Here is a 20,447-nt window from a genome sequence, read left to right on the forward strand (position 1 = left end):
ATGAGCAGGTACGCGAAAACAAACTTGACGAAAGAGCTGTTGACTTGGGCTGGCGTTACAAAGCATCCTCATCGGTTCGGAGGAGTGGAATTTCAGCTAAACGGAACGGAAATTGGGCATCTTCACGGCAATCGCTTGTTCGACCTGCTTTTGTCAAAATCCGAACGCGATAGGTGGATTGAAGAAGGGAAGGCAAGTCCGCATCATATGTATCCCGATTCTGGCTGGGTATCCGTTTATTTGAATACCGAGCAAGATATTGCTTGTGCCATTGAAATCGCGCGCTCTAAATATGATCAAATAAAATTGAAGGGTGAGATGAAAAATGATTAACGCTGCATTCCCCTATGAGAAAAAGCGAATTCAAGTATTCGGATTAGAGATGGCATATGTGGATGAAGGAAGCGGTGATCCGATCGTCTTCCTACACGGCAATCCGACATCCTCCTATCTCTGGCGCAACATTATTCCTTATGCCCAGAAGTTTGGCCGCTGCATTGCGCCTGATCTCATTGGAATGGGGGATTCCGCAAAGCTTCCGGACAGCGGTCCTGACTCCTACAGCTTTTTTGAACATCGGAAATATCTCGATGAGCTTCTCGACAAACTTGGAATCCACAAAAATATCATTTTCGTAGTACAAGATTGGGGTTCGGTTTTGGGCTTTGATTGGGCACGGCGACATCCTGACGCTGTAGATGGCATTGTTTATACGGAAGCACTGTTCCCGGGTAGCTGGAGCGAGATGTCGGAACAAGGGCGAAAAATCTTTCAGGCATTGCAATCTTCAGAAGGAGAAAAGATGATACTGGAACAAAACTCTTTTCTCAATGTCAATCTTCCTGTTAATATTTTGCGTGAGTTGACGGAGGAAGAGGTGGAGCAGTATCACCGCCCCTTTATCGAACCAGGTGAAAGTCGTCGTCCGATGTTATCTTGGGCACGACAACTTCCTTTTGATAGCGATTCAGCAGTTGCTGAAATTATGACAGATAATGGTAAATGGTTAGCCCAAAGTCCCGTTCCAAAACTATTCCTCCATACAGAACAAGGAAGAACTACACAATCTCAATTGGATTTTTGTCGCAGTTGGCCTGAACAGACAGAAGTCACAGTGCCGGGAATTCATTATCCAATGGAAGATGCGCCTGATGAGGTTGGGAAAGCCCTTGCCGAATGGCTGAAAAATTTGGCTTAACGTTACGTTTAAGGAATTGTAGGGCCAATAAATGCTGCTCCTCGAAGCTATCTCATTAGAATTTCAATTAGCAGAAGGTTTCTATGCTCCACCGCATTCCGTAAATCCTCACGATTTCTGTGTCGCTCAGCTCGGTATCGGTGCTCAAGATCACAAGCCATTCCCTACGATAGTTACGGTTTTGCACAAATACGAGCCGAATCGGTAGACCGCAAGCAGTTTGAACAAGTAATGAGCCGAGTACCTCTTCCAAGCGCCGCTTATATCCTTGAGTCCGCTTCGACAAGTTATCTTTTATTTCACAAAAACGGTTCGTGATCTTAGCGGAACTGAGCATGACAAAATCGATCGGTGAAAAGCTGAATCCATCCGACCAACCCAGTGTAAGCATATTGTAACCGCGGACGAAACGCCCTGTTGTATGGTCATGAACGCGAGCTAACAGTTCTGCTTTCTTGCTTCGATTTCGCTTCAAAACAGAATCGTCTATGATAAACACGCGAGTACGAGAACTGGAGATGAGCGATTCGAAGCGCCGGACCACCAAGAGACTAAGCTATGAAGGAATTTACGCCACGAAAACCGGAATGATTAAGAAATCGATAAATGACATCCTTGCCAGGAGCCGAGGCGCGCTCACTCTCTAACAAGCGATACCTATTACGCTGCTGGAAGACGAGAGTGAACAGAAGCTGAAACACTTCCAGCGCCGGCATACCGAATGACTTGCGGATGCCTGCCTGGCGTAGCAAATGGCCGATTTTCAAAGTAACAACCAACGATGTAATTCGATGTAAACTCTTTTCAGACGGAGCGTTCTGGTGTACCATGAAGATACGCACCTTTCTGTTTGGAATGGGGATCTAGTCAATTTCCATTTTACCAAAAGAAAGGTGTTTTTTCTGTCAATTCAAAGAATAGACATGCATTGATGTACGATGCGATGAATCCGAGGATATCTTCCTCGGGTTTTTTGTTTCCAAGATAACTGGGAGTATATGATCGCAATTATAAAAATTAATTATTATAAATATATCAGTATTTTATGGTAATATATTCAAAGAAATGTATGGAAAATATTACGTAACAGGAAGGCGGTTTCACTGCAGTGCAGACTTCGACTTACAAAGAACTGAGGGCTAAGATGAATGTGGAGGAAGGTAAAGGCGCTTTCTTGCGGTGGATCTTTCTAGGCTTCACCATTTGTTTTTTGGCGGTGGCGCCGTTTTATCAGGGGTTATTCTTCTCGGCAAGAGTTGAATTTGCCCCGTTCCGGAAGCTGGATTACGATCTTCCTATGTATATAGCTTTGATGATTACTTTTGTCGTCCTTGGGTTAATAGGCATCTATTTGTTTTCCAAATGGTCCATACGGGATTATAGGGATTTTGCCCTGATTTCTATCGGATTCATTCCTCTCGTGTACTTCATCTCCTTCCTTCACGCCCCGGCATCTGCGCAAATGGCTTCGCAATCGATATATGTTCAATTCATGATCGCGGCGTTTTTCATGCTCGGCATGCTGCTTTCAGAGCATGAGCGAGCATCGGCTGTAATCCAGCAAGCCATTATGGCTGCAGGCTATGTGATCGTTATGTTTGGTTTGTTGGTTTGGTATGGAAATATAGATAGTCCGGGTGTGATTATCGAGGATAGCAACGGTCTGCGGCTAACGTCTGTGTTTACTTATGCCAATTCTTATGCCGGAATGCTGATCGCCATTATTTTGGGCTCAGCGTATTTGAGCGCCCGGTATCGCAAATGGCCGTTCGTCGCGATTCATGCATTGTTTTTGGTGCCTGCCATCTTGTCGTTGATCTTGACGTTATCCCGCGGGGGCCTGATCCTACTTCCCGTTATTTTCATACTCATTCTGCCGTTAATCCCGCTGGCCAAACAAATGACGATGCTGTTTAACCTGCTTGCAGCGGCAGCGGGATCGATACTCATTTCTTCCTTCAGTACGTCGTACGGCATACAGCTGCAAGATTCCTTCAGCCTGGACATTTCGTTGCGCGCGTGGGGCATTCTATGTGTCGCATCGGTAGTTTCGGCACTTTGCATTGTCATGTTCGGCAGATGGGTCAGTCCGCTGATCACCGCTTTCATCGAGAAGAAAAAGCTGAAATACGGCAACCTGTACTTTCCGATTCTCATTATGCTTGCGGGGGCTGGAGGATTTTTACTTGTCAGCAACAGCGGCATCGTCGGCCGCTTATTGCCTCCAAGCATTTCGCAGCGTATCGCATCGATTAACCTGCAGCAGCACAGTGTTCAAGAGAGATTTGTGTTTTATAAGGATGCGCTGAAAATATTGCAGGAATATCCGCTGCTCGGTGCGGGCGGGGGAGCATGGGCTTCGCTGTATCAGAAGTTCCAGGACTACGGCTACTCCAGCAGACAGGCTCATAATTACATTATTCAAACGCTCACGGATGTCGGGATTGTCGGGGCGCTGCTTATTTTCATATTGATTCTGGGAATCTACGTCGCGTTCGTTCGGAACGCCATGAGGAATTGGAATACCGAACAATCCGGCCGAAGCATGGTTTACTTTATCGTCGGAAGCGCCATTCTTGTCCATAGCTGGATGGATTTCGATATGAGTTATATGTATTTGTCGTGTCTCGTGTTTCTTTGCCTGGGAGGGATGCTTTCCGGCATAACGGTGAAGCCGATTCCATCGGGAGCTTCAAGCAAACCGTTTCAAATCGTCAAATGGGCGTATCCGTCGATCCTGATCGTCATTTCATTGATGCTATTTATTCAGTCTGCCATTCTGCTGCAAGGGAATATGAACATTCGACAGGTCCAGGAACAGCTGAAGCAAGGTAATGTTAATCTGTCTGAGGTCATACCTGCCTTGGACTCGGCCATAAGTGCAAATCCGAATATTGCTGAGTATAGATTGATCAAGATCAATTTGCTTCTGACCGCTTTTAATCAATTAAAGGATAAGCGGTACATCCAGCAAGCGGTAGATGCGGTTCAAGCCCTCAAACGCAAAGAGCCCTTCGACAAGGAAGCGGCTGAGTACGAATATTTATTAGCGGTTGGCAATCAAGATGAACAGCAAGCGTTGGAAGCGGCAAGCCGGGCGATGGTCAACAATCCATGGAATATGACATGGTATGCAAGGATGATATCCCTGAACGTGTCATTGGGAGAGAAAGCCCAGGCGGAAGGCAAAGCTGCGGATAGTCAAAAATATGGGGACGATGCACTATCCGTATACGACCAGATCCTGGCGAATCAGAAGCATTTGGAGACCGTACCGAAGTCGATTGCCGTTCCTCCGTTCGCTGTATCCAGCGATATTTATGTGAATATTGGCGGAATTTTGTATAAACGCGGTGAATACCGTTTGGCTGAGGAAACGCTGCAAAAGGGATTAACCGCAGACTTGAGCCAAGATGGCAACCAGAAGCAGCTGGCTTTGTTATACTTGGCATCCAAACGGAGGCAAGGTCAGGACGATGCGGCTTTATACGATAAGCTGATAGCGATTGATGCGGAAGCGGGGACGAAGCTGAACGGCTTGCTGGAGGGCATGTAGCTTCGTTGCATGCTCGCCGCGTCATTTTCCTCCGGTCGCATGAAAGGAGTCGTGCTGCGAACACGACTCCTCTGACAACAGGCCGCTTCAAAGGCGGTCGGCATCAGGTGAATGATCTATGAATAGACCGCATCCCTTTGCGAGGAGGGCGGTCTATTTGCGTTCGTTCCGGCTCGAATGAAGCAGTAATGCGATTATGTTGATTAGCATGAGGAGCAGTGATAACCCAAATAGGAGATAACGAACGTTTGCAGGAAGACTATCAAACTGAAAGGCCAAAACTCCCGAAATAAATGATAAGCCCATATTTTCTTTGTTCCATTTGCGGAAGCGATGGAGCCAGAAACGATTTAGCCTTTCCCTTACCAAATTTTAAGCCCAGAAAAATAAAGACCTTCCGCCGAGTTTGCAGTATGATAAAAGCAATCAACCGTATTTCAGCCAAGGAGACGACCGCGATGAAGGTCTTGTTGAAAGCGATTACGCCGGCTCAACTGAAAAACCGACTGTTCATTTCCTTTCTGCTGCTCATTTTGCTGCCGTTCTCGATGTTGTCCTACTATAACTTCAACGAGACTGAGAAGCTGCTCCAGCGCAAATACAGCCAGCAGGATTTGGAGCGGCTGGAGAGCATCAAGCGCTCGCTGGAGGATTTCATGGGCGAGGTGGCGAAGTCGGCTATTTTGCTGGAGCAGGACGCCGCGATCGTTCCGATCATGGAACATCCGGAGCGTTATGACGCCTGGACTCGGAAGGTGACGGTGGAGAACAAGTTCTTCGCCATTACGAACAGTTTTTTTCTGTCTGCGTCCCAGGTATTCTATACGATGCTGGACTACCATGGGAACGTGTATTCATCCTATCTTCCGGAAAAAATGCTGAATTACCATGAAATCAGCAACGAGCCATGGTATCGTTCGGTAAGCGGAGATTCATCCGCGAAATATATATGGAACAGCTCGGAGCCGAACTACGTGTCCCGCGGGCTATCCACGAGCCCTTATCTCGTGTCGCTATACGCGGAGCTGAAGAACGAGCGCCTGGTGCCTTTCGGCGTTGTGCGGATCAGCATCGATTACAAGGAATGGTTCAAACGCGCGATCGGAACGGCGATGCCGGGGCAATCGTTTTACATCTTGAATTATGACGGACATGAAGTGCTGCGGTCGGAGGGGGCGGATCCGATCGGGCCCGAGCTCGCCGGGCAAATGACGGCCGCAGGCGGCGAAGCCGGCTCGATCACCGATCAATCCGGCAACGCGATGTACACGTTCAGCTACTTGCCTTCGCTTCGCTGGTATGTCGCCAAGAAGGTGCCGCTGGATGTGCTGTTTCTGGAGTCTGAGCAATTGAAGCAGCGCTATTACGGGTCGATCCTTCTGTTCACGTCGCTGTTCATCGCGATGACTTTTCTCATTGCGTCCACCATTACGAGACCGATCAAGCTGCTGGAGAGGAAGATGGTGGCCGCTGCCGAAAGCAGCTTGAAGGTCGAGCTCGCGGAGAAGGGACAGGGTGAAATCTTGTCGCTCACCAAGAGCTTCAACCGGATGATGCGGGACATGAAGGATTTGATTCAGAGGCTGAAGATGGAGGAACGCCACAAGCAGGCCGTCCGCTTCCAGGTATTGATTTCCCAAATGAATCCGCACTTCCTGCTGAACACGCTGAATACGATCAAGAGCATTTCCATGCGCAACGGCGACGAGGAAATTCACGAAATATGCCTGGCGCTCGGACGTATGCTCGAACAGAGCCTGAACCTTGATGTCGATATGATTTTCCTAAAGGATGAAATTCAGCTCGCTCAAGCGTACATGCACATTCAAAATTCCCGGTACGACCACCAGTTTGAAGTGGAGTTTGAGTTCGAAGACAGGCTGAAGTATGCGCTCGTTCCGAAATTCAGTCTGCAGCCACTGATGGAGAATTCGATCTACCATGGCTTCGGACCGACACGGCAAAAGGGTGTGATCGCCATTCGGGTACAGGAGGAGGCGAAGCAGCTCGTGATCGAAGTCCGCGATAACGGCGTTGGCATCGAGAAGGCGCTCGAGTACAAGACGCCGCGGAGGCGCAAAGGCATCGGGCTGCAAAACCTGCGCGAACGGCTGGAGCTGCTGTTTCCTGCGCAGAACGAGCTGAAGCTGATGCCGCTGCCGCAAGGAGCCATGGTACTGCTCCGCTTCCCGCTGCTGTTATCGACGCCATATTCGGAAGGAGGCGAGGCCGGTGTGGACCGTATTGCTCGTTGAAGACGAGCCGCAGGCGAGAGAATACGTTCGGGCGGTCTTTCAGAAAGTGACGGCCGATTTCCGCGTCGTCGGCGAGGCCAATCACGGAGAGGAAGCGATCGCCTTCATTCGGGAGCACGAGCCGGATCTCGTGATTTCCGATATTGTCATGCCGGTGATGGACGGTGTGGAGCTGCTGCAGACGGCAAGAGAGGAAGGGTTTGACTGCCGGTTCGTGATGCTGACCTGCATGAGCGATTTCGAATATGCCCGGCAGGCCGTGGAATACGGCGCGTCCGGCTACCTCCTGAAGCTGTCGATGGACGCCGTCTCTCTGGAACGCACCTTGTCCAAGGTCGGTCAGGAGCTTAGGCAGAGAGGGAAGCTGCGCAAGATCGAACGGTATTTGTCCGATGTAACGGAGCCTTCCTTGCAGCCGACCGATCATCCGACGGTAAATCAGGTCATTGCCTTGATCCAAAACCATTACCGCGACAACTTGTCCCTATCCTCCCTCGCGGAGCAGGTGAATATCGATTCGAGTTACTTGAGCGATCTGTTCCGCAAGAAAACAGGGGATACGGTTACCCATTATATGCAAAAAGTAAGAGTAGAGGCCGCTAAGCTGCTATTGCTGGAAACGGACCGGACGGTCAGCGAAATCGGGGAGCAGGTCGGGTTCGTCAACGATAACTATTTCATTAAGATTTTCAAGAAATGGACCGGGGCTACACCAAGCGATTTTCGCAGAAAAGAGAAGTGACGGGACCGGCAAAAGAAGTCTATCGCGGCGGATAGGCTTTTTTTGTTCCAAAAATCGTTCTATCGTTTCCCAAAATGCGTTCCTACAGAACCGATTTGACCCGTGCTATAGTTTGAAGTGTCAAGGATACAGCGCTTACAGAGACGAAGGAGGTTCAACCCTATGAAGATGTCAAAGGGATGGTCGATTGCGGCAAGCGTTTTACTCACAGCAACGGTTCTTGCCGGATGCGGGGGCGGAGGCGGCACGAATACCGGAAGCGGGACGGCGGGGAATGCCCCGGCAGGCAATGCGGGAACGAACCCGGCGTCTCAGAAAGCCGTCAAGCTGAAGTTTTGGGGCGGCGTTCCGGCGGAAGCGGGACCACAGGCGGTCGTCGATGCATGGAATGCGAAAAATCCCGATATTCAGGTGGAATACGTGCGATTCGTCAACGACGACAACGGCAATCTGAAGCTGGATACCGCATTGATGGCGGGACAGGATGCCGACCTTTACGTCAACTACCAGCTGTCGCGGTTAAAGAAGAGAGCGGACGCGGGACTCGCTGTCGATCTCGGCACGTTCAAGGATTATAACATCGACGAGAAGATGGGCCCGGATGCGAAGCAGTGGCTTGTGAACGACAAATATTACGGCATGCCGACCAAGAAAAACATGAGCTTCGTCTGGCTGAACAAAGATATGCTGGACGCGGCGGGGCTGCCCCTTCCTCCGCTGGACTGGTCATGGGAAGAACTTCAGGTGTACTCGGCCAAGCTGAAGAAAGACAAAGTGTGGGGAACCGTGATCCACGAAGCGGCGAATACGACACAGTTCGACGGAACGATCGCTTCGCTCGGCGCCGTGAAGAGCGACGGTACTTCCAATTTCAACAACCCGCTTTGGCAGCAAGGGTTTGAAATTTGGCACACGATGATGCATAAGGACAAAACGACGCCGACCTACGGCGAGCAGTTTACGAGCAAGATGTCGGTGGATACGATGTTCCTGAAGGGCGAAGCGGCGATGCTGGGCGCGGGCGAATTCGTGTTCCGGAACGCCAACAACACGAAGGATTTCCCGCGCAGCTTTAAGATCGCCTTTGCGACTTGGCCGAAAATATCCAAGGATCAGAAGGACTTTAAATATCCGGGCGGCCTGGGCGACGTCATCTCCATTAACGCCAAATCGGCCAACAAAGAGGCGGCATGGAAATTCCTGAAGTGGTATGCGGACGGAGGCATGCTGCCGATGGCGAGCGGCGGACGCATTCCATCCTCGAAAGAAGTAAACAGCGACGAAGCAATTAAGCTGATGCTGCAAGGCGTAGAGAACATGTACGACCAGGAATCGCTCAAGAAAGTCGTCTTCGGCAATTTCCCGACATACCAATTGGACATCGATCAGCAGGTGCTCGACGCCCGTAAGGAAGAGTTCGAGAAATATTTCCTGAACAAGCAAGATATCGCAGCAACGCTCAAAAATATGGAAAAGCGCCATAACGATTTTATCAAGCAGAGCAAAAAATAAAGAAAGGAACGGGAAGGAAGCGTTCTTCGGGACCTTCCTTCTCGGTTTCTCAGCGGAGAGGGGCATAACGGCGATGAATCGAAGCTGGCTACAGAGACAGCAGTTGACCGGATACTTATTCATACTTCCGAATTTACTCGGCATTCTTCTCTTTTTTGTAATCCCTGCAGTGTTCTCGTTCGGACTCATGTTTACGAATTATCAGTTCGCCAATCCGGATTTCCGCTTTGTCGGTTTGGACAATATCATCAGACTGTTTCAAGACGAATCGTTTTATGTTTCCATCCAAAATACGCTGGTGTACTTGGCTTCAGTCCCCGTCTCGATCGGGCTCGCCTTCTTCGTTGCCGTCGTGTTGAACCGCAGCGTCTATTTGAAAAATTTGCTTCGCACCGTTTATTTCATGCCGTACATTACGAGCGGGGTTGCCGTCGCCTTCGTCTGGATGCTGCTGTTTCAGCCTTCGCAGGGGCCGATCAACGCCTTCCTGAGAGGGATCGGCATCGCCAATCCTCCCGGCTGGTTCGCCGAGACGGAAACGGCGCTTTATGCGATTGACATCATCCAAATTTGGCTCTTGCTGGGCTATAACATGATCATCTATTTGGCTGCGATGCAGGAAATTTCCCCTGAGCTGCTGGAAGCGGCCAAAATCGACGGCGCCAAATCGTGGACCTCGCTGCGGCATATTATCTGGCCGCTCGTCAGCCCGACGACGTTCCTACTGCTCATTACCGGCATCATCGCTACGATCAAATCGTTCGGCTTGATTCAGGCTGTTACGCAGGGCGGACCGGGCAACAGTACGATGGTTATTTCTCTGTTTGTGTACAAGACGGCTTTCCGTTATTACGAGATGAGCTATGCCTCGGCCATTTCGTGGGTGCTGTTCGCCATCATTTTGCTGTTTACGATCACCCAATGGGTCGGCCAAAAACGGTGGGTCCATTACTAGGACGGGAGGAGGAGCGATATGGCAACGCGCAATGCTGTAATTTCCAAAACACTCATGACGGCCGTGATGCTCGCCTTCGGCATCTTAATGATCCTTCCGTTTATTTGGATGGCGCTCACCTCGGTCAAGACGCCGCTCGATGTGTTCGCCGGCTGGTGGCCTACCCAATTCGAATGGAAGCATCATATCAACGTATGGACCGGGCCGCAGAGCTTCGGCAGCTATTATCTCAATTCGATCAAAATATCGCTGATTTGCATGGCAGGCGCTACGTTTCTTTCGGCGCTGGCGGCATACGGATTTTCACGTATCGAATTTAAAGGCAGAGAGACGCTGTTTCTGTTTTATTTGTCGATGATGATGATTCCGCCGCAAATTTTGTTCGTTCCGAAATTCATTATGTTTGACTGGCTCGGGATCTACAATACGCATTGGGCGCTCATTCTCCCGGGACTGTTCTCCATCTTCGGCGTGTTTATGCTTCGGCAGTTTATGCTCGGCATCCCAAAGGAAATATCGGAATCGGCGTTCATCGACGGCGCAGGCCATTTCACGATTTTTACCCGGCTCGTGCTGCCGCTTGCCAAGCCCGCGCTCGCTACGTTCGCGATCATTGACTTCTCGTGGAGCTGGAACGATTACGAGAACTCCCTGGTGTTTCTGACCAGTCCGGAGCTGTATACCGTACCGCTTGGGCTGCAAAACTTCATTCTGGAAAATACGATAGATTACAACGGCATGATGGCGGCGGCTACGGCCGGTGTCGTTCCGATGATCATCGTGTTCCTGCTCGGTCAGCAATACATTATTCAAGGTCTCTCGAATACGGCGGTCAAAGGTTAATGACGCCTGCAACCAGACTTTCGGACGGGAGACGATCCTCCGAAAGCGCAAATAGCCGGGCAAGGGTGAGCCCTGCCCGGCATGATTTTCGATTATTTTCCCAATTCCAAGGGATCGCTTGCAAGCAGTCGCATAGTTCTCAGCTTGCTCTACTCCGCCACCTTTACCATAATGTTGGCAACGTACCCCTCAGTGCCAATACTATCGCCGTTGTAAATTTGCACAGTCGCGTCCATTTTATCGGATTTTCCGGCTAAAATAACGGTGTCGACTCCTGCATCGCCGGTAAGCTCCGTTCGCTCGGCCTCGATCCCTTTAGACTTGAGGGCTTCTGCATAGTAGGCCGCTACTTCCTTGATCGGTTTCCGGGATGAGACGGATACAACGTAGCTTTTGGCTCCGTTTTCGGTTGAAGCCAGGGAGCTTTCCACCTTTCCGCCGGGAAGGATGGTAAAAGGAAAACCTTCCGGCACTTTACCCGAATCGGTGGAAATTTCGACTTTCTCGCCGTCCTTGCCGGTGACTGTTATCGAATTATCCTTCTCGTCAACTTTGACACCGGTCGTTTTCTCGACAGCAGTTTGGACGGCCTTCTCGCTCACCCCGCAACCGGCGGCCAGGGCGGCGCCCGCCAGAAGCATTCCCCCAATGAATAGACCCCGCAATACGGTTTTGCACATGATACTGATCCTCTCCTTCTTTTTATCTGCTACCAATTGTAGCATTTTGCATTCGGAAAAGATGTAATGCGCATTACAAGTTGAAAATTTTATCGTAACGTAATGCCTATACATCGTAAAAGCTGCAATCTGTGACTATTGCTAGCTCTAGACTGCCGCTTTTCGGATGCGTTCAAACGTTGATTTTCCCGACCGCCGCTTTCATTTCGCTCGACATGCCATTTAATTGCCGGGCGAAATCCGCTATGTGACGGGCCGCCTGCAGTTGTTGAGAGGTTAGTCGGTGGATCTCGCGAATTTCTGCGGACGCTCCATTGGAAATATCGGAGATCTCCGCAACGGAAGCGGCGACTTCCTGCGAGCCCGCTGATATTTGCTCGGCCGAAGCGGATATGTCTTCGATCTGCGTAGTCACGAACCGGAACGAGGTGACGACATGGCTGAACGCTTCGTCCGCCTCTGCCGAGAGCTGGATTCCCTCTTGGATCTCGGCAGAACCGGCAGCCATCGTTCTGCCGATCTGTTCGGATACTTGCTGAATATTGGTCAGTAGGGAAGCGATTTGGGAGGAGGAAGAAGCCGAAATTTCCGCTAGCTTGCGCACCTCGCCGGCAACGACGGCAAACCCGCTTCCGTGCTCCCCGGCGCGGGCCGCCTCGATGGAAGCATTAAGGGCGAGCAGTTTCGTCTGATCCGCAATATCTACGATCACTCGCAGAACTTCCCCGATTTGATGGGAATGCCCTCTCAAATCTTCAACAAGCTGCTGCGTTCGGCTTGCCGCTTGGGCAATGGCGCCGACCTGATCCTTCATTCGGTGAACGGTGCCTTTGCCGGACTCCGCCGAGTCGAGCGCCTTATGGGAGGCATCCGATACGTTCAATGCGGCCTCCGAAACGCGGCCGATGGATCCGGTAATCTCATCCATGGAACGTGCGCATTCTTCCGCGCTATATCGCTGGGCTTGAGCGCCTTCGTCCACCTTCCGCACCGCAGCGCTTACAATTTGGTTGAAGTGAACCAACTCCTGCGATTCTTGGGTAAATAACTCCATGGAAGCCGCAAGTTGATCGGCTGTACCCTGTACATTCGTTGTAATTGCCGCAAAAAGTGCGTTCAATTGGTCCGACATTTGCTTAGTGCTTCGATAAGCGGCCCCGATCTCATCCACGGAGCTTACGGCTTGTGTTGCCAATGTCGCGGTTGCGAGGGCAAGATCTCCTTTGGCTATGCTCTCCGTTGCACTCACGAGATAGCGGAGCGGGCGCAGCGCGCGGGCAATGAACCAGCCGATCAACAGCAGCGCCGCAACCGTCAAGACCGCCGAGATGATGAAAAACAAGGCGTTATCACGGAGGATATCCATCGAGAGCCGGTCGACTTCTTCTGCCGCGGTATCGATACCGAGCACACCGATCATGTTGCCTTGATCATCTCGTACTGGAGAGTAGGCGGAGATATAGGTACCGTATTGAGGATTCTCAATGAGTGAGGAGCGGGCCGCTTCTCCCTTCAACAAAGAATCGATGGCATTCTGCGGTATATCCGTTATTTCATTAATTGGAGACGCCGATTCGTCATCCTTCGGCTGACCGTCGATCATGATGAGGGGCTCCCGATTTTCGTTGATTTTGACTAAATACACATACAGCGCTCCGATTTGCCTGCGGTACTGGTCAAGCTCCTCCCGAATCGCCCAGTAGCGCTCATTCTCCTGGGGATCCTTCAAAAATTCCTCATAAGGCTTCACATCCATTTGGCTCGCATAGCTATGAGCCAAATTCATTCCATAGCTGGCAATGGCACTTTCGCTGGCGGACTTCGCATTACGCATCTGCATAGCCGCACTGACGCCGAACAGCAGAACGATGATAAGCGCGACTGCCAATACCAGCCTTGCTGCTAGGCGCATATTAAAATATCTGATCAGCTTGTTCACGTTCAGTTCCCCCAAATCTAGTAAGCAGATAAAATAACGTCATGACATATTTCGACATAATCAGACCGAATCCTTCACATAAGGTGTTTTTGAAGCCGGGATATTTCAGGGGGCACGGGTTGTTATTGAGAGGTTTTCTATAACCGATGTCGAATCTCAAGCATTGCACGAAACCGTTTCCGACGTGCCGAATTGTTGCAGGTCCGAACGATGCTAAAGATCACGACTTACGAAGAAATGGGGAAGGCATATGGCCAAAATACTTGTCGTAGATGATGCCGCTTTCATGAGGTCGATGCTCCGTTTGATTTTAACCGAGGCCGGTCATGAAGTGGAGGAGGCCGCCAACGGCCAGGAGGCTTGCACGAAATATTTGTCGACGAAGCCCGATCTGGTTACCTTGGATATCACCATGCCTGTCATGGACGGGATCGAGACCGTCAAACGGCTCAAAGAAATCGATTCCAGCGCCAGAATCATCATGTGCTCCGCGATGGGACAGCAGGGCATGGTCGCCCAAGCGGTCAAGAACGGAGCGATCGATTTTATCGTCAAGCCTTTCCAGCGGGACCGGGTCCTAAACGCCGTTATGAACGCATTGAACAGACAGTAAACGGAGGGGGCCGGATGTCCGATCCTATGACTGAATGTATGTTTCACGAACGGTGCGGCGAATTTGAATGAAGGGTGTGAATCTGAGGTCCAAGCCGTAGCGAAAATAACCTTGCAAGCTGCGCTGCGAACTGCCGTATAGCGGTTCCGGCGCTATTTTTGTTGGCTTTGTTAACGTTGTTGTTAATTGGTTATTTAAGTAGCGGAGAAGCGAGACAAACCCGTCCTATTAACGCCGTGAAATAATATTTCAAAAACTATTGACAATAATGAAATTTATCGTTATGATTGAATCAGCAACAAGAAGTAACCGGGATAGGAGGATGGCCATGGATGAATATTTGTCGGGGTTGACTACAGAGAAAATAAACGAGAGAACGCTGGATATGGACGAGTGCAGTACGGAGCAGATGGTGCGCATGATGAATGAGCAGGACGCTTTAGTACCGCTCGCCGTGGCCGCTGAAATTCCGCAAATTGTGAAAGCGGTTGATGTGCTCTATCACGCCCTGAAGAACGGCGGCAAAATGTTTTATGTCGGCGCCGGATCTTCCGGCCGGATCGGTGTGCTCGACGCATCGGAATGTCCGCCGACCTTCGGGACCGACCCGACGCTGGTTCAGGGACATATTGCCGGCGGCGATGTAGCGCTGAGACTGGCTGTCGAAGGGTGTGAGGATGACGCGGAGGAGGGGATGTCGCTGATCGACCGATGCGGCGTGACGGAGAAAGATGTCGTCATCGGGATTACCGCGAGCGGAAGCGCGCAGTTCGTCATCGCGGCACTGCGGAGGGCGAGAGAGCTTGGAGCCGTGACGATCGGCGTCGTGAACAACGCGAATTCCAAGCTGGCGCCGGAATGCGATATCTGCATAGCGCCCGTCGTCGGACCGGAAGTGATTATGGGCTCCACCCGCTTGAAGGCGGGAACGGCACAGAAGCTGGTGCTTAACATGCTGAGCACGTGCACGATGGTGAAGCTGGGCAAGACGTACAACAATTTAATGGTCGATTTGAAGGCCAGCAATATCAAACTGCGGGACCGTTCGGTACGAATTATTAAATCCGCTACAGGAGTCGATGAAGCGACAGCTCTCAAGTTTTTAGAGAGCGCTTCCATGAGCTGCAAGCTGGCGATTTTGATGATCAAGACCGGTTTGGACGCCGCCGCAGCGGAAAGGGCGCTTGCCGAGTGCGACGGCAGGCTGAAGACGGCAATACGCAGCTTTAGTCAGGTTGTTTGAGCCATACAAGGCAATACATCTCAACGATAATGGGAGGTCGTTCTTGCATGAAAAGAAAGATAAACGTAATCACATCCGTATTGGCCGTTACGATGGCGATGTCCATGCTGACCGCTTGCAGCGGCAACTCCGGCTCCGCCGGCGGCAAAGACGCTGCATCGGCTCCGAATGGCGGCTCCGCAAGCCCGGCCGCGTCCGAAGCGAAAGATACGATTACGGCGCTGCTCCCGCCGGTTTCTCCGAACTTCCAGAAGACCTTCGATCAAATCCAGAAGGATTTCACGGCGAAGTACCCGAATCTTACTTTGAGAATCGAGCCGGCCTCCTGGGAGGACATGACGCAGAAGCTCGACACGCAGGTGAATGCCGGCAGCCCGCCGGACATTGCGTTCGTCTCCTCCGACGCGATCTCCAAATACGTGCAGCAAGGCATGCTGATGGACATTACGGATGCGGTGACGCCGGAGATGGTGTCCGACTTCGATAAAGCGCCGCTCGATTATATGAAGAACGCGAAGGGCTTGTTCGGCTTCCCGGCCTATATGGAAGTGCACGCATTGGGCGGCAACAAGGCGTTCATGGAGAAGGCGGGCATCGACTGGAAGAAGGTGCAGCAAAACGGCTGGACGTATGACGAGTTCCGCGAAGCGGTGAAGAAGGGCGTCGTGCAGGAGAACGGCCAAACCCGCTACGGCTTCGTCTTCGCAACGAAGGGTGTGGCGGCGAAGGACTACTTGGCGATTATGGCGAAGAATGCCGGCATGCCGCATGCGTTCGATAAAGACTTGAAATACGCGTACACGAGCAAGAATTACCTCGGTCTGCTGAAGGATCTGCGCCAGCTGATCGACGACGGCTCGATGCCGAAGGAACTCAGCTCCGTTGACGCGGGCAAGCGCTGGAACATGTTCCTGACCGGCCAAACGATGATCACCGGCAAAGGCCTTGCCGTATTCGAGAACTCCGCGAAGACGAATAACAAGAAGCTCCAGGCGAATGACGGCAGCGCCGTGAAAGGCTCCATTCCGGTCGATTACATCGTCCTGCCGGCTCCGACGTTCCAAGGGGCGAAGCCGTCGTCCTACGCGGTCGTCGACGGATACCTGACGTTCCGCGGCAAGAAAGAGCCGACGCCGGAGCATAAAGCAAACGTTGTTAAGGCGGCTTACTTCCTCGCCAGCGGTCAAGTCGCCGCAACGACGAACAACGATCTGTTCGCGGCTCACATTACGCAAAGCGGCCGCAAGGCAGCCGAGAGCATGAAGATCGACAGAATGCCGGAAAACATCGCGGCCGTAGACAGCATGCTAAAGAACGCGACGCCGGCCCGCCCTGACATCCCGACAGACTTGGGCGCGAAAGCGATCAAGCTGGAAACCGAAGTCATCGTACCGAAATTCCAGGCGCTGATCGCCGGCGAAATTACGCCGCAAGCGATGTACGACGCCGTGAAGGCCGCTGCGATTCAAGCGTTCGGCGAGAACGGAATTGTGAAAGACTAAGCTGAACGAACCGTCTTCGGATAGTCGTGGCCTGCGAGCGGTGCGCGGCTATCCGAAGCTATTTGAAACCGATGTTTGCGAAACGGGGTTGACACGATGAATATCGCAAAGCCGATGAAACGAAGGAAAATCCGGGGGGAGAGCACGTGGGGATACGCGTTTATCGCCGTGGCTCTGGTCGCGTTCGCGATGTTTACCGCCTACCCGGTCGTCAGCGCCTTTATCATCAGTCTACAAGAATACAAACCGCTCGGCTCGACGTATATCGGCGCGGATAATTACGTCAACACGCTGAAGGACGCGTTGTTCTGGAAGGCGCTGCGCAATACCGTGGTGTACACGGTATTGACCGTACCCGTGAACCTGCTGCTGTCGCTCGTTATCGCGATTCTGATTTTGCCGCTGCAGAAGAAGACGCAGTCGTTTTTCAAAGCCGTCTATTACTTGCCGGTCGTCGCCTCCGGAGTCGCTTTGTCGGTTGTTTGGCTGTGGATTTTCGATCCAATGGAGGGCGGCATTCTGAACCGGATCGTGAACCTTTTCGGTGTTTCCAACCAAAACTGGCTCGGCGCCAGCGCAACCGCGATGTTCTCGCTTGTGCTTATGTCCTGGCTTTCCAGTCACGGCACCGCGATCATCATTTATTTGGCGGGACTGCTCGGTATCGACTCGACCTACTATGAAGCCGCCGAAATCGACGGGGCGAGCTTCCTGCAGAAGCTGTGGCATATCGTCGTTCCTTGCTTAAAGCCGGCTACGCTGTTCCTGCTGGTGACTGGCGTCATCGGCTCGTTTCAGGTGTTCCAGAACGCCTATCTGATGACGGGCGGCGGCCCGGACAACGCGACGACGATGGTCGGACTGCTTATTTTCAACAACGCGTTCACGTATTTCGAATTCGGTAAAGCTGCGGCGCAGTCGCTGTTATTGGCGCTGATCGTCGCCGTCATTTCGCTGATCCAGTTCAAATATGCGGGTAAGGACGTCGAGTACTGAGGGAAGGGGGATAACAAATGGCGTTATACAGCAATCACACAGGAAATCCGAAGATCAAGACGATCCGTAATGCGGTCATTTTTATCGTCCTTCTGCTCTTTGCGCTGGCGACGATCTTCCCGATCTATTTCATGTTCGTCTCCTCGTTCGGCGATCCGGTCGAGGCCGGCGCCGTCAGCTACTCGATTTGGCCGACCAAGTTTACGCTTGAATCGTACAAATTCTTCTTCGACTACAGCGAATATTCGTACCGGTGGATATTGAACTCGCTGATCGTCGCTTCGGCTGTAACGGTATCGAACGTTGTGTTTGCCTCGATGGCCGGGTACGCGTTCTCCAAGCTTCGCTTCCGGGGAAGAGGTGTGCTGTTCGCGATCCTGCTCGTATCGATGATGATTCCGTACCAGGTGACGCAGGTGCCGCTTTACATCTTGATCGTGAACGTGTTCGAGCTGCAAAATACGTACAGCGCGCTGATTATGCCGAGCATTGTAACGGTGTACAATATTTTTCTCGCCAAGCAGTTCATGAGCTCCATACCGAACGAAGTGCTCGAATGCGCGAAGATCGAAGGCTGCTCCCAGCCGCAAATTTATTTGAAAATCATCCTGCCGCTGTCGAAGACGGTGCTGGCCGTTATGGCGATTCTGACGTTCATGGACAGCTGGAATACGTTCTTCTGGCCGCTGCTTGTTACGAATACGATGGAAATGCAGACGATTCAGGTCGGACTGAAAAATTTCCGCTTCGCCAACACGACGTTTATCGCGCCAATGATGGCCGGTGCGGCGATTTCGGCGCTGCCGATGTTTATCCTGTTCTTCAGCCTGCAGAAATACTTCCTGGAAGGCGTCACCGTCGGAGCGGTGAAGGGCTGATTTGGGCTTAAGTGAAATATCCTCTAGCCGTGAAGGAGAGAATGAACGATGCCGGATATGCTTGTCAGGCTGTACGAATTGCCGGAGGAAGCCGCGTTTTATGCGAAGCCTTATGAAGGGACGCCGATTACGGTGCGCAGGGCGCTTCCGCCGGAAAGGCACGTGATCGCCGCATGGGTGGAAGCGAACTTTAATCCGCACTGGCGCAGCGAATGCGAAGCGGCCCTGTCCCGGCTTCCGGTTACGATGTTCGTGGCGACAGTGACGGAAGAGGACGGTCCGACGCGCATGATCGGCTTCGGCTGCTACGATGCGACGGCGAAAGGCTTCTTCGGGCCGACGGGCGTCGATCCGGCGTTTCGCGGGCAAGGTGTCGGCAAGGCGCTGCTGCTCGCATGCCTGGATGCGATGCGTTCCGACGGCTATGGCTATGCCGTTATCGGCGGCGCGGGGCCGACGGAATTCTATGAGCGATGCGTTGGAGCCGTGGCGATCCCGGATTCGTCGCCGGGCATCTATCGCGGCATGCTGAGGTGAGTGAAGGTGACGGACATGAACGCTATCACGTTTCGCTGTTACAAGCCAGGCGATGAAGCAGGAATTGTCTCCTTATGGAACCGCTGTCTCGTGCGCGATCCCGTGACGGCGCTGAGGTTCCGTAAGCTGGTGCTGCTGGATCCGAATTTCGATCCGCAGGGGATGCGCGTTGCCGAAGCGGACGGAGCTGTGATCGGCTGCCTTTATGCCGTTCGCCGCCTGCTGCCGATGCACGGCGTCGAGTTGGAAGCGGACCGAGGCTGGATTCCGTTCTTCTTCGTCGACGCCGGCTACCGGCGACTCGGTGTAGCCGCGCGGCTGCTGGAGGACGCACAGGCGTTCCTGCGTGAAGCCGGTCGAGACAAACTGCTGTTCTCCGGCTACGCGCCGAACTATATCGTACCGGGCATCGACATGAAAGCGTATTCATCGGGAGCGGAGTTTTTGCAGCGGTCGGGGTTCAACAAGCTGTATACAGCCGTTGCTATGGACTACTCCCTGGTGGAGTTTGAGGTGCCGGACGACGTGCAGCAGCTCAAGCGGGAGCGGGAGCGCGAGGGCTATACGTTCCGCATGGCAGCGGACAGCGACTTGTACGAGCTGATCCGGTTCGCAACGGAATCGTTTAACCCGGACTGGGGCCGGGCGATCCGCGAAGGGCTGCAGCAGCAGCTGACGCTTCAGCAAATTATCGTGGCCCGTCATCACGGCGAGCTGGTCGGTTTCTGCTTACACGGCGGCTACGAAGGCGTTCGCGAGCGGTTCGGGCCGTTCGGCGTCGATCCGAGAGAGCGGGGTAAGGGCATCGGCAAAATTTTGCTGTACGACTGTCTGCAGCTCATGCGAGCCCAAGGGCTGCACGGCGCCTGGTTCTTATGGACGGGGGAGAAGACGGCGGCCGGCCAGCTGTACGTGAAGCTCGGCTTCGAGATTACGCGCCGCTTCGATGTGATGGTCAAGGCTCTATGATGCCGTTTACGCCGCCGTGCACAAGAGGA

17 protein-coding genes and 1 pseudogene are annotated in these 20,447 nt (G+C 52.3%); 15 read left to right on the top strand and 3 right to left on the bottom strand.

Going from position 1 to position 20,447, the window contains the following annotated elements; all coding sequences use genetic code 11:
• Positions 1-333, top strand: a complete 333-nt coding sequence (locus tag ACFFK0_RS16650; RefSeq protein WP_377471395.1) for a luciferase domain-containing protein — start codon at positions 1-3, stop codon at positions 331-333.
• Entirely contained in the window at positions 326-1,198 is an 873-nt protein-coding gene (locus tag ACFFK0_RS16655) for a haloalkane dehalogenase (RefSeq protein WP_377471396.1), read from the top strand. The genes ACFFK0_RS16650 and ACFFK0_RS16655 overlap by 8 nt, the downstream gene beginning before the upstream one ends.
• Before the next feature lie 73 nt (positions 1,199-1,271).
• Here the strand turns inward: ACFFK0_RS16655 and ACFFK0_RS16660 are convergent.
• Positions 1,272-2,028 (bottom strand): annotated as a pseudogene (locus ACFFK0_RS16660) (transposase); the annotation flags it as partial.
• A 278-nt stretch (positions 2,029-2,306) separates the two neighbouring features.
• On the opposite strand from ACFFK0_RS16660, the gene ACFFK0_RS16665 reads away from it, so the two are divergent.
• The 6 genes from ACFFK0_RS16665 to ACFFK0_RS16690 all read left to right on the top strand — a co-directional run bounded on the left by ACFFK0_RS16665 (position 2,307) and on the right by ACFFK0_RS16690 (position 11,061).
• Positions 2,307-4,754, top strand: a complete 2,448-nt coding sequence (locus tag ACFFK0_RS16665) for an O-antigen ligase family protein (protein WP_377471397.1) — start codon at positions 2,307-2,309, stop codon at positions 4,752-4,754.
• 458 nt (positions 4,755-5,212) lie between these two features.
• Entirely contained in the window at positions 5,213-7,009 is a 1,797-nt protein-coding gene (locus tag ACFFK0_RS16670; RefSeq protein ID WP_377471398.1) for a cache domain-containing sensor histidine kinase, read from the top strand.
• A complete protein-coding gene (locus ACFFK0_RS16675) occupies positions 6,987-7,751 on the top strand; it encodes a response regulator transcription factor (RefSeq protein WP_377471399.1) in 765 nt (254 codons plus the stop codon). Before ACFFK0_RS16670 ends, ACFFK0_RS16675 begins: the two co-directional genes overlap by 23 nt.
• Before the next feature lie 162 nt (positions 7,752-7,913).
• On the top strand, positions 7,914-9,263 hold the full coding sequence (locus ACFFK0_RS16680) for an ABC transporter substrate-binding protein (RefSeq protein WP_377471400.1): 1,350 nt from the start codon (positions 7,914-7,916) through the stop codon (positions 9,261-9,263).
• Positions 9,264-9,336: 73 nt separating this feature from the next.
• Positions 9,337-10,218, top strand: coding sequence for a carbohydrate ABC transporter permease (locus ACFFK0_RS16685; RefSeq protein ID WP_377471401.1), 882 nt, complete (start codon positions 9,337-9,339; stop codon positions 10,216-10,218).
• Positions 10,219-10,236: 18 nt separating this feature from the next.
• The gene (locus ACFFK0_RS16690) at positions 10,237-11,061 is read left to right on the top strand and encodes a carbohydrate ABC transporter permease (protein ID WP_377471402.1); all 825 of its coding nucleotides are present in this window, start codon (positions 10,237-10,239) and stop codon (positions 11,059-11,061) included.
• A 149-nt stretch (positions 11,062-11,210) separates the two neighbouring features.
• Here ACFFK0_RS16690 and ACFFK0_RS16695 read toward each other — a convergent pair whose 3' ends face one another.
• Both ACFFK0_RS16695 and ACFFK0_RS16700 read right to left on the bottom strand, forming a co-directional pair.
• The gene (locus tag ACFFK0_RS16695; protein WP_377471403.1) at positions 11,211-11,741 is read right to left on the bottom strand and encodes a hypothetical protein; all 531 of its coding nucleotides are present in this window, start codon (positions 11,739-11,741) and stop codon (positions 11,211-11,213) included.
• Positions 11,742-11,913: 172 nt separating this feature from the next.
• Entirely contained in the window at positions 11,914-13,680 is a 1,767-nt protein-coding gene (locus ACFFK0_RS16700) for a methyl-accepting chemotaxis protein (RefSeq protein ID WP_377471404.1), read from the bottom strand.
• Between the two features lie 250 nt (positions 13,681-13,930).
• On the opposite strand from ACFFK0_RS16700, the gene ACFFK0_RS16705 reads away from it, so the two are divergent.
• The 7 genes from ACFFK0_RS16705 (at position 13,931) to ACFFK0_RS16735 (ending at position 20,418) form a co-directional block, all read left to right on the top strand.
• A complete protein-coding gene (locus tag ACFFK0_RS16705; protein WP_377471405.1) occupies positions 13,931-14,293 on the top strand; it encodes a response regulator in 363 nt (120 codons plus the stop codon).
• A 328-nt stretch (positions 14,294-14,621) separates the two neighbouring features.
• Positions 14,622-15,536, top strand: coding sequence for an N-acetylmuramic acid 6-phosphate etherase (gene murQ / locus ACFFK0_RS16710; RefSeq protein ID WP_377471406.1), 915 nt, complete (start codon positions 14,622-14,624; stop codon positions 15,534-15,536).
• Between the two features lie 47 nt (positions 15,537-15,583).
• Complete coding sequence (locus ACFFK0_RS16715; protein ID WP_377471407.1) at positions 15,584-17,038, top strand: ABC transporter substrate-binding protein; 1,455 nt, start codon at positions 15,584-15,586, stop codon at positions 17,036-17,038.
• A 96-nt stretch (positions 17,039-17,134) separates the two neighbouring features.
• Positions 17,135-18,034, top strand: a complete 900-nt coding sequence (locus ACFFK0_RS16720) for a carbohydrate ABC transporter permease (RefSeq protein ID WP_377471408.1) — start codon at positions 17,135-17,137, stop codon at positions 18,032-18,034.
• A gap of 17 nt (positions 18,035-18,051) precedes the next feature.
• Positions 18,052-18,912 carry a carbohydrate ABC transporter permease gene (locus tag ACFFK0_RS16725; protein ID WP_377471409.1) on the top strand — a complete coding sequence of 287 codons (861 nt, stop codon included), beginning with the start codon at positions 18,052-18,054 and terminating at the stop codon, positions 18,910-18,912.
• Between the two features lie 48 nt (positions 18,913-18,960).
• On the top strand, positions 18,961-19,449 hold the full coding sequence (locus tag ACFFK0_RS16730) for a GNAT family N-acetyltransferase (protein WP_377471410.1): 489 nt from the start codon (positions 18,961-18,963) through the stop codon (positions 19,447-19,449).
• A gap of 15 nt (positions 19,450-19,464) precedes the next feature.
• Positions 19,465-20,418 (top strand): GNAT family N-acetyltransferase, encoded by a 954-nt coding sequence (locus tag ACFFK0_RS16735; protein WP_377471411.1) that lies wholly within the window; start codon positions 19,465-19,467, stop codon positions 20,416-20,418.
• Positions 20,419-20,447 lie beyond the last annotated feature (29 nt).

Origin of the sequence: Paenibacillus chartarius (assembly GCF_042432825.1) — a bacterium.
Taxonomy (GTDB): domain Bacteria; phylum Bacillota; class Bacilli; order Paenibacillales; family NBRC-103111; genus Gordoniibacillus; species Gordoniibacillus chartarius.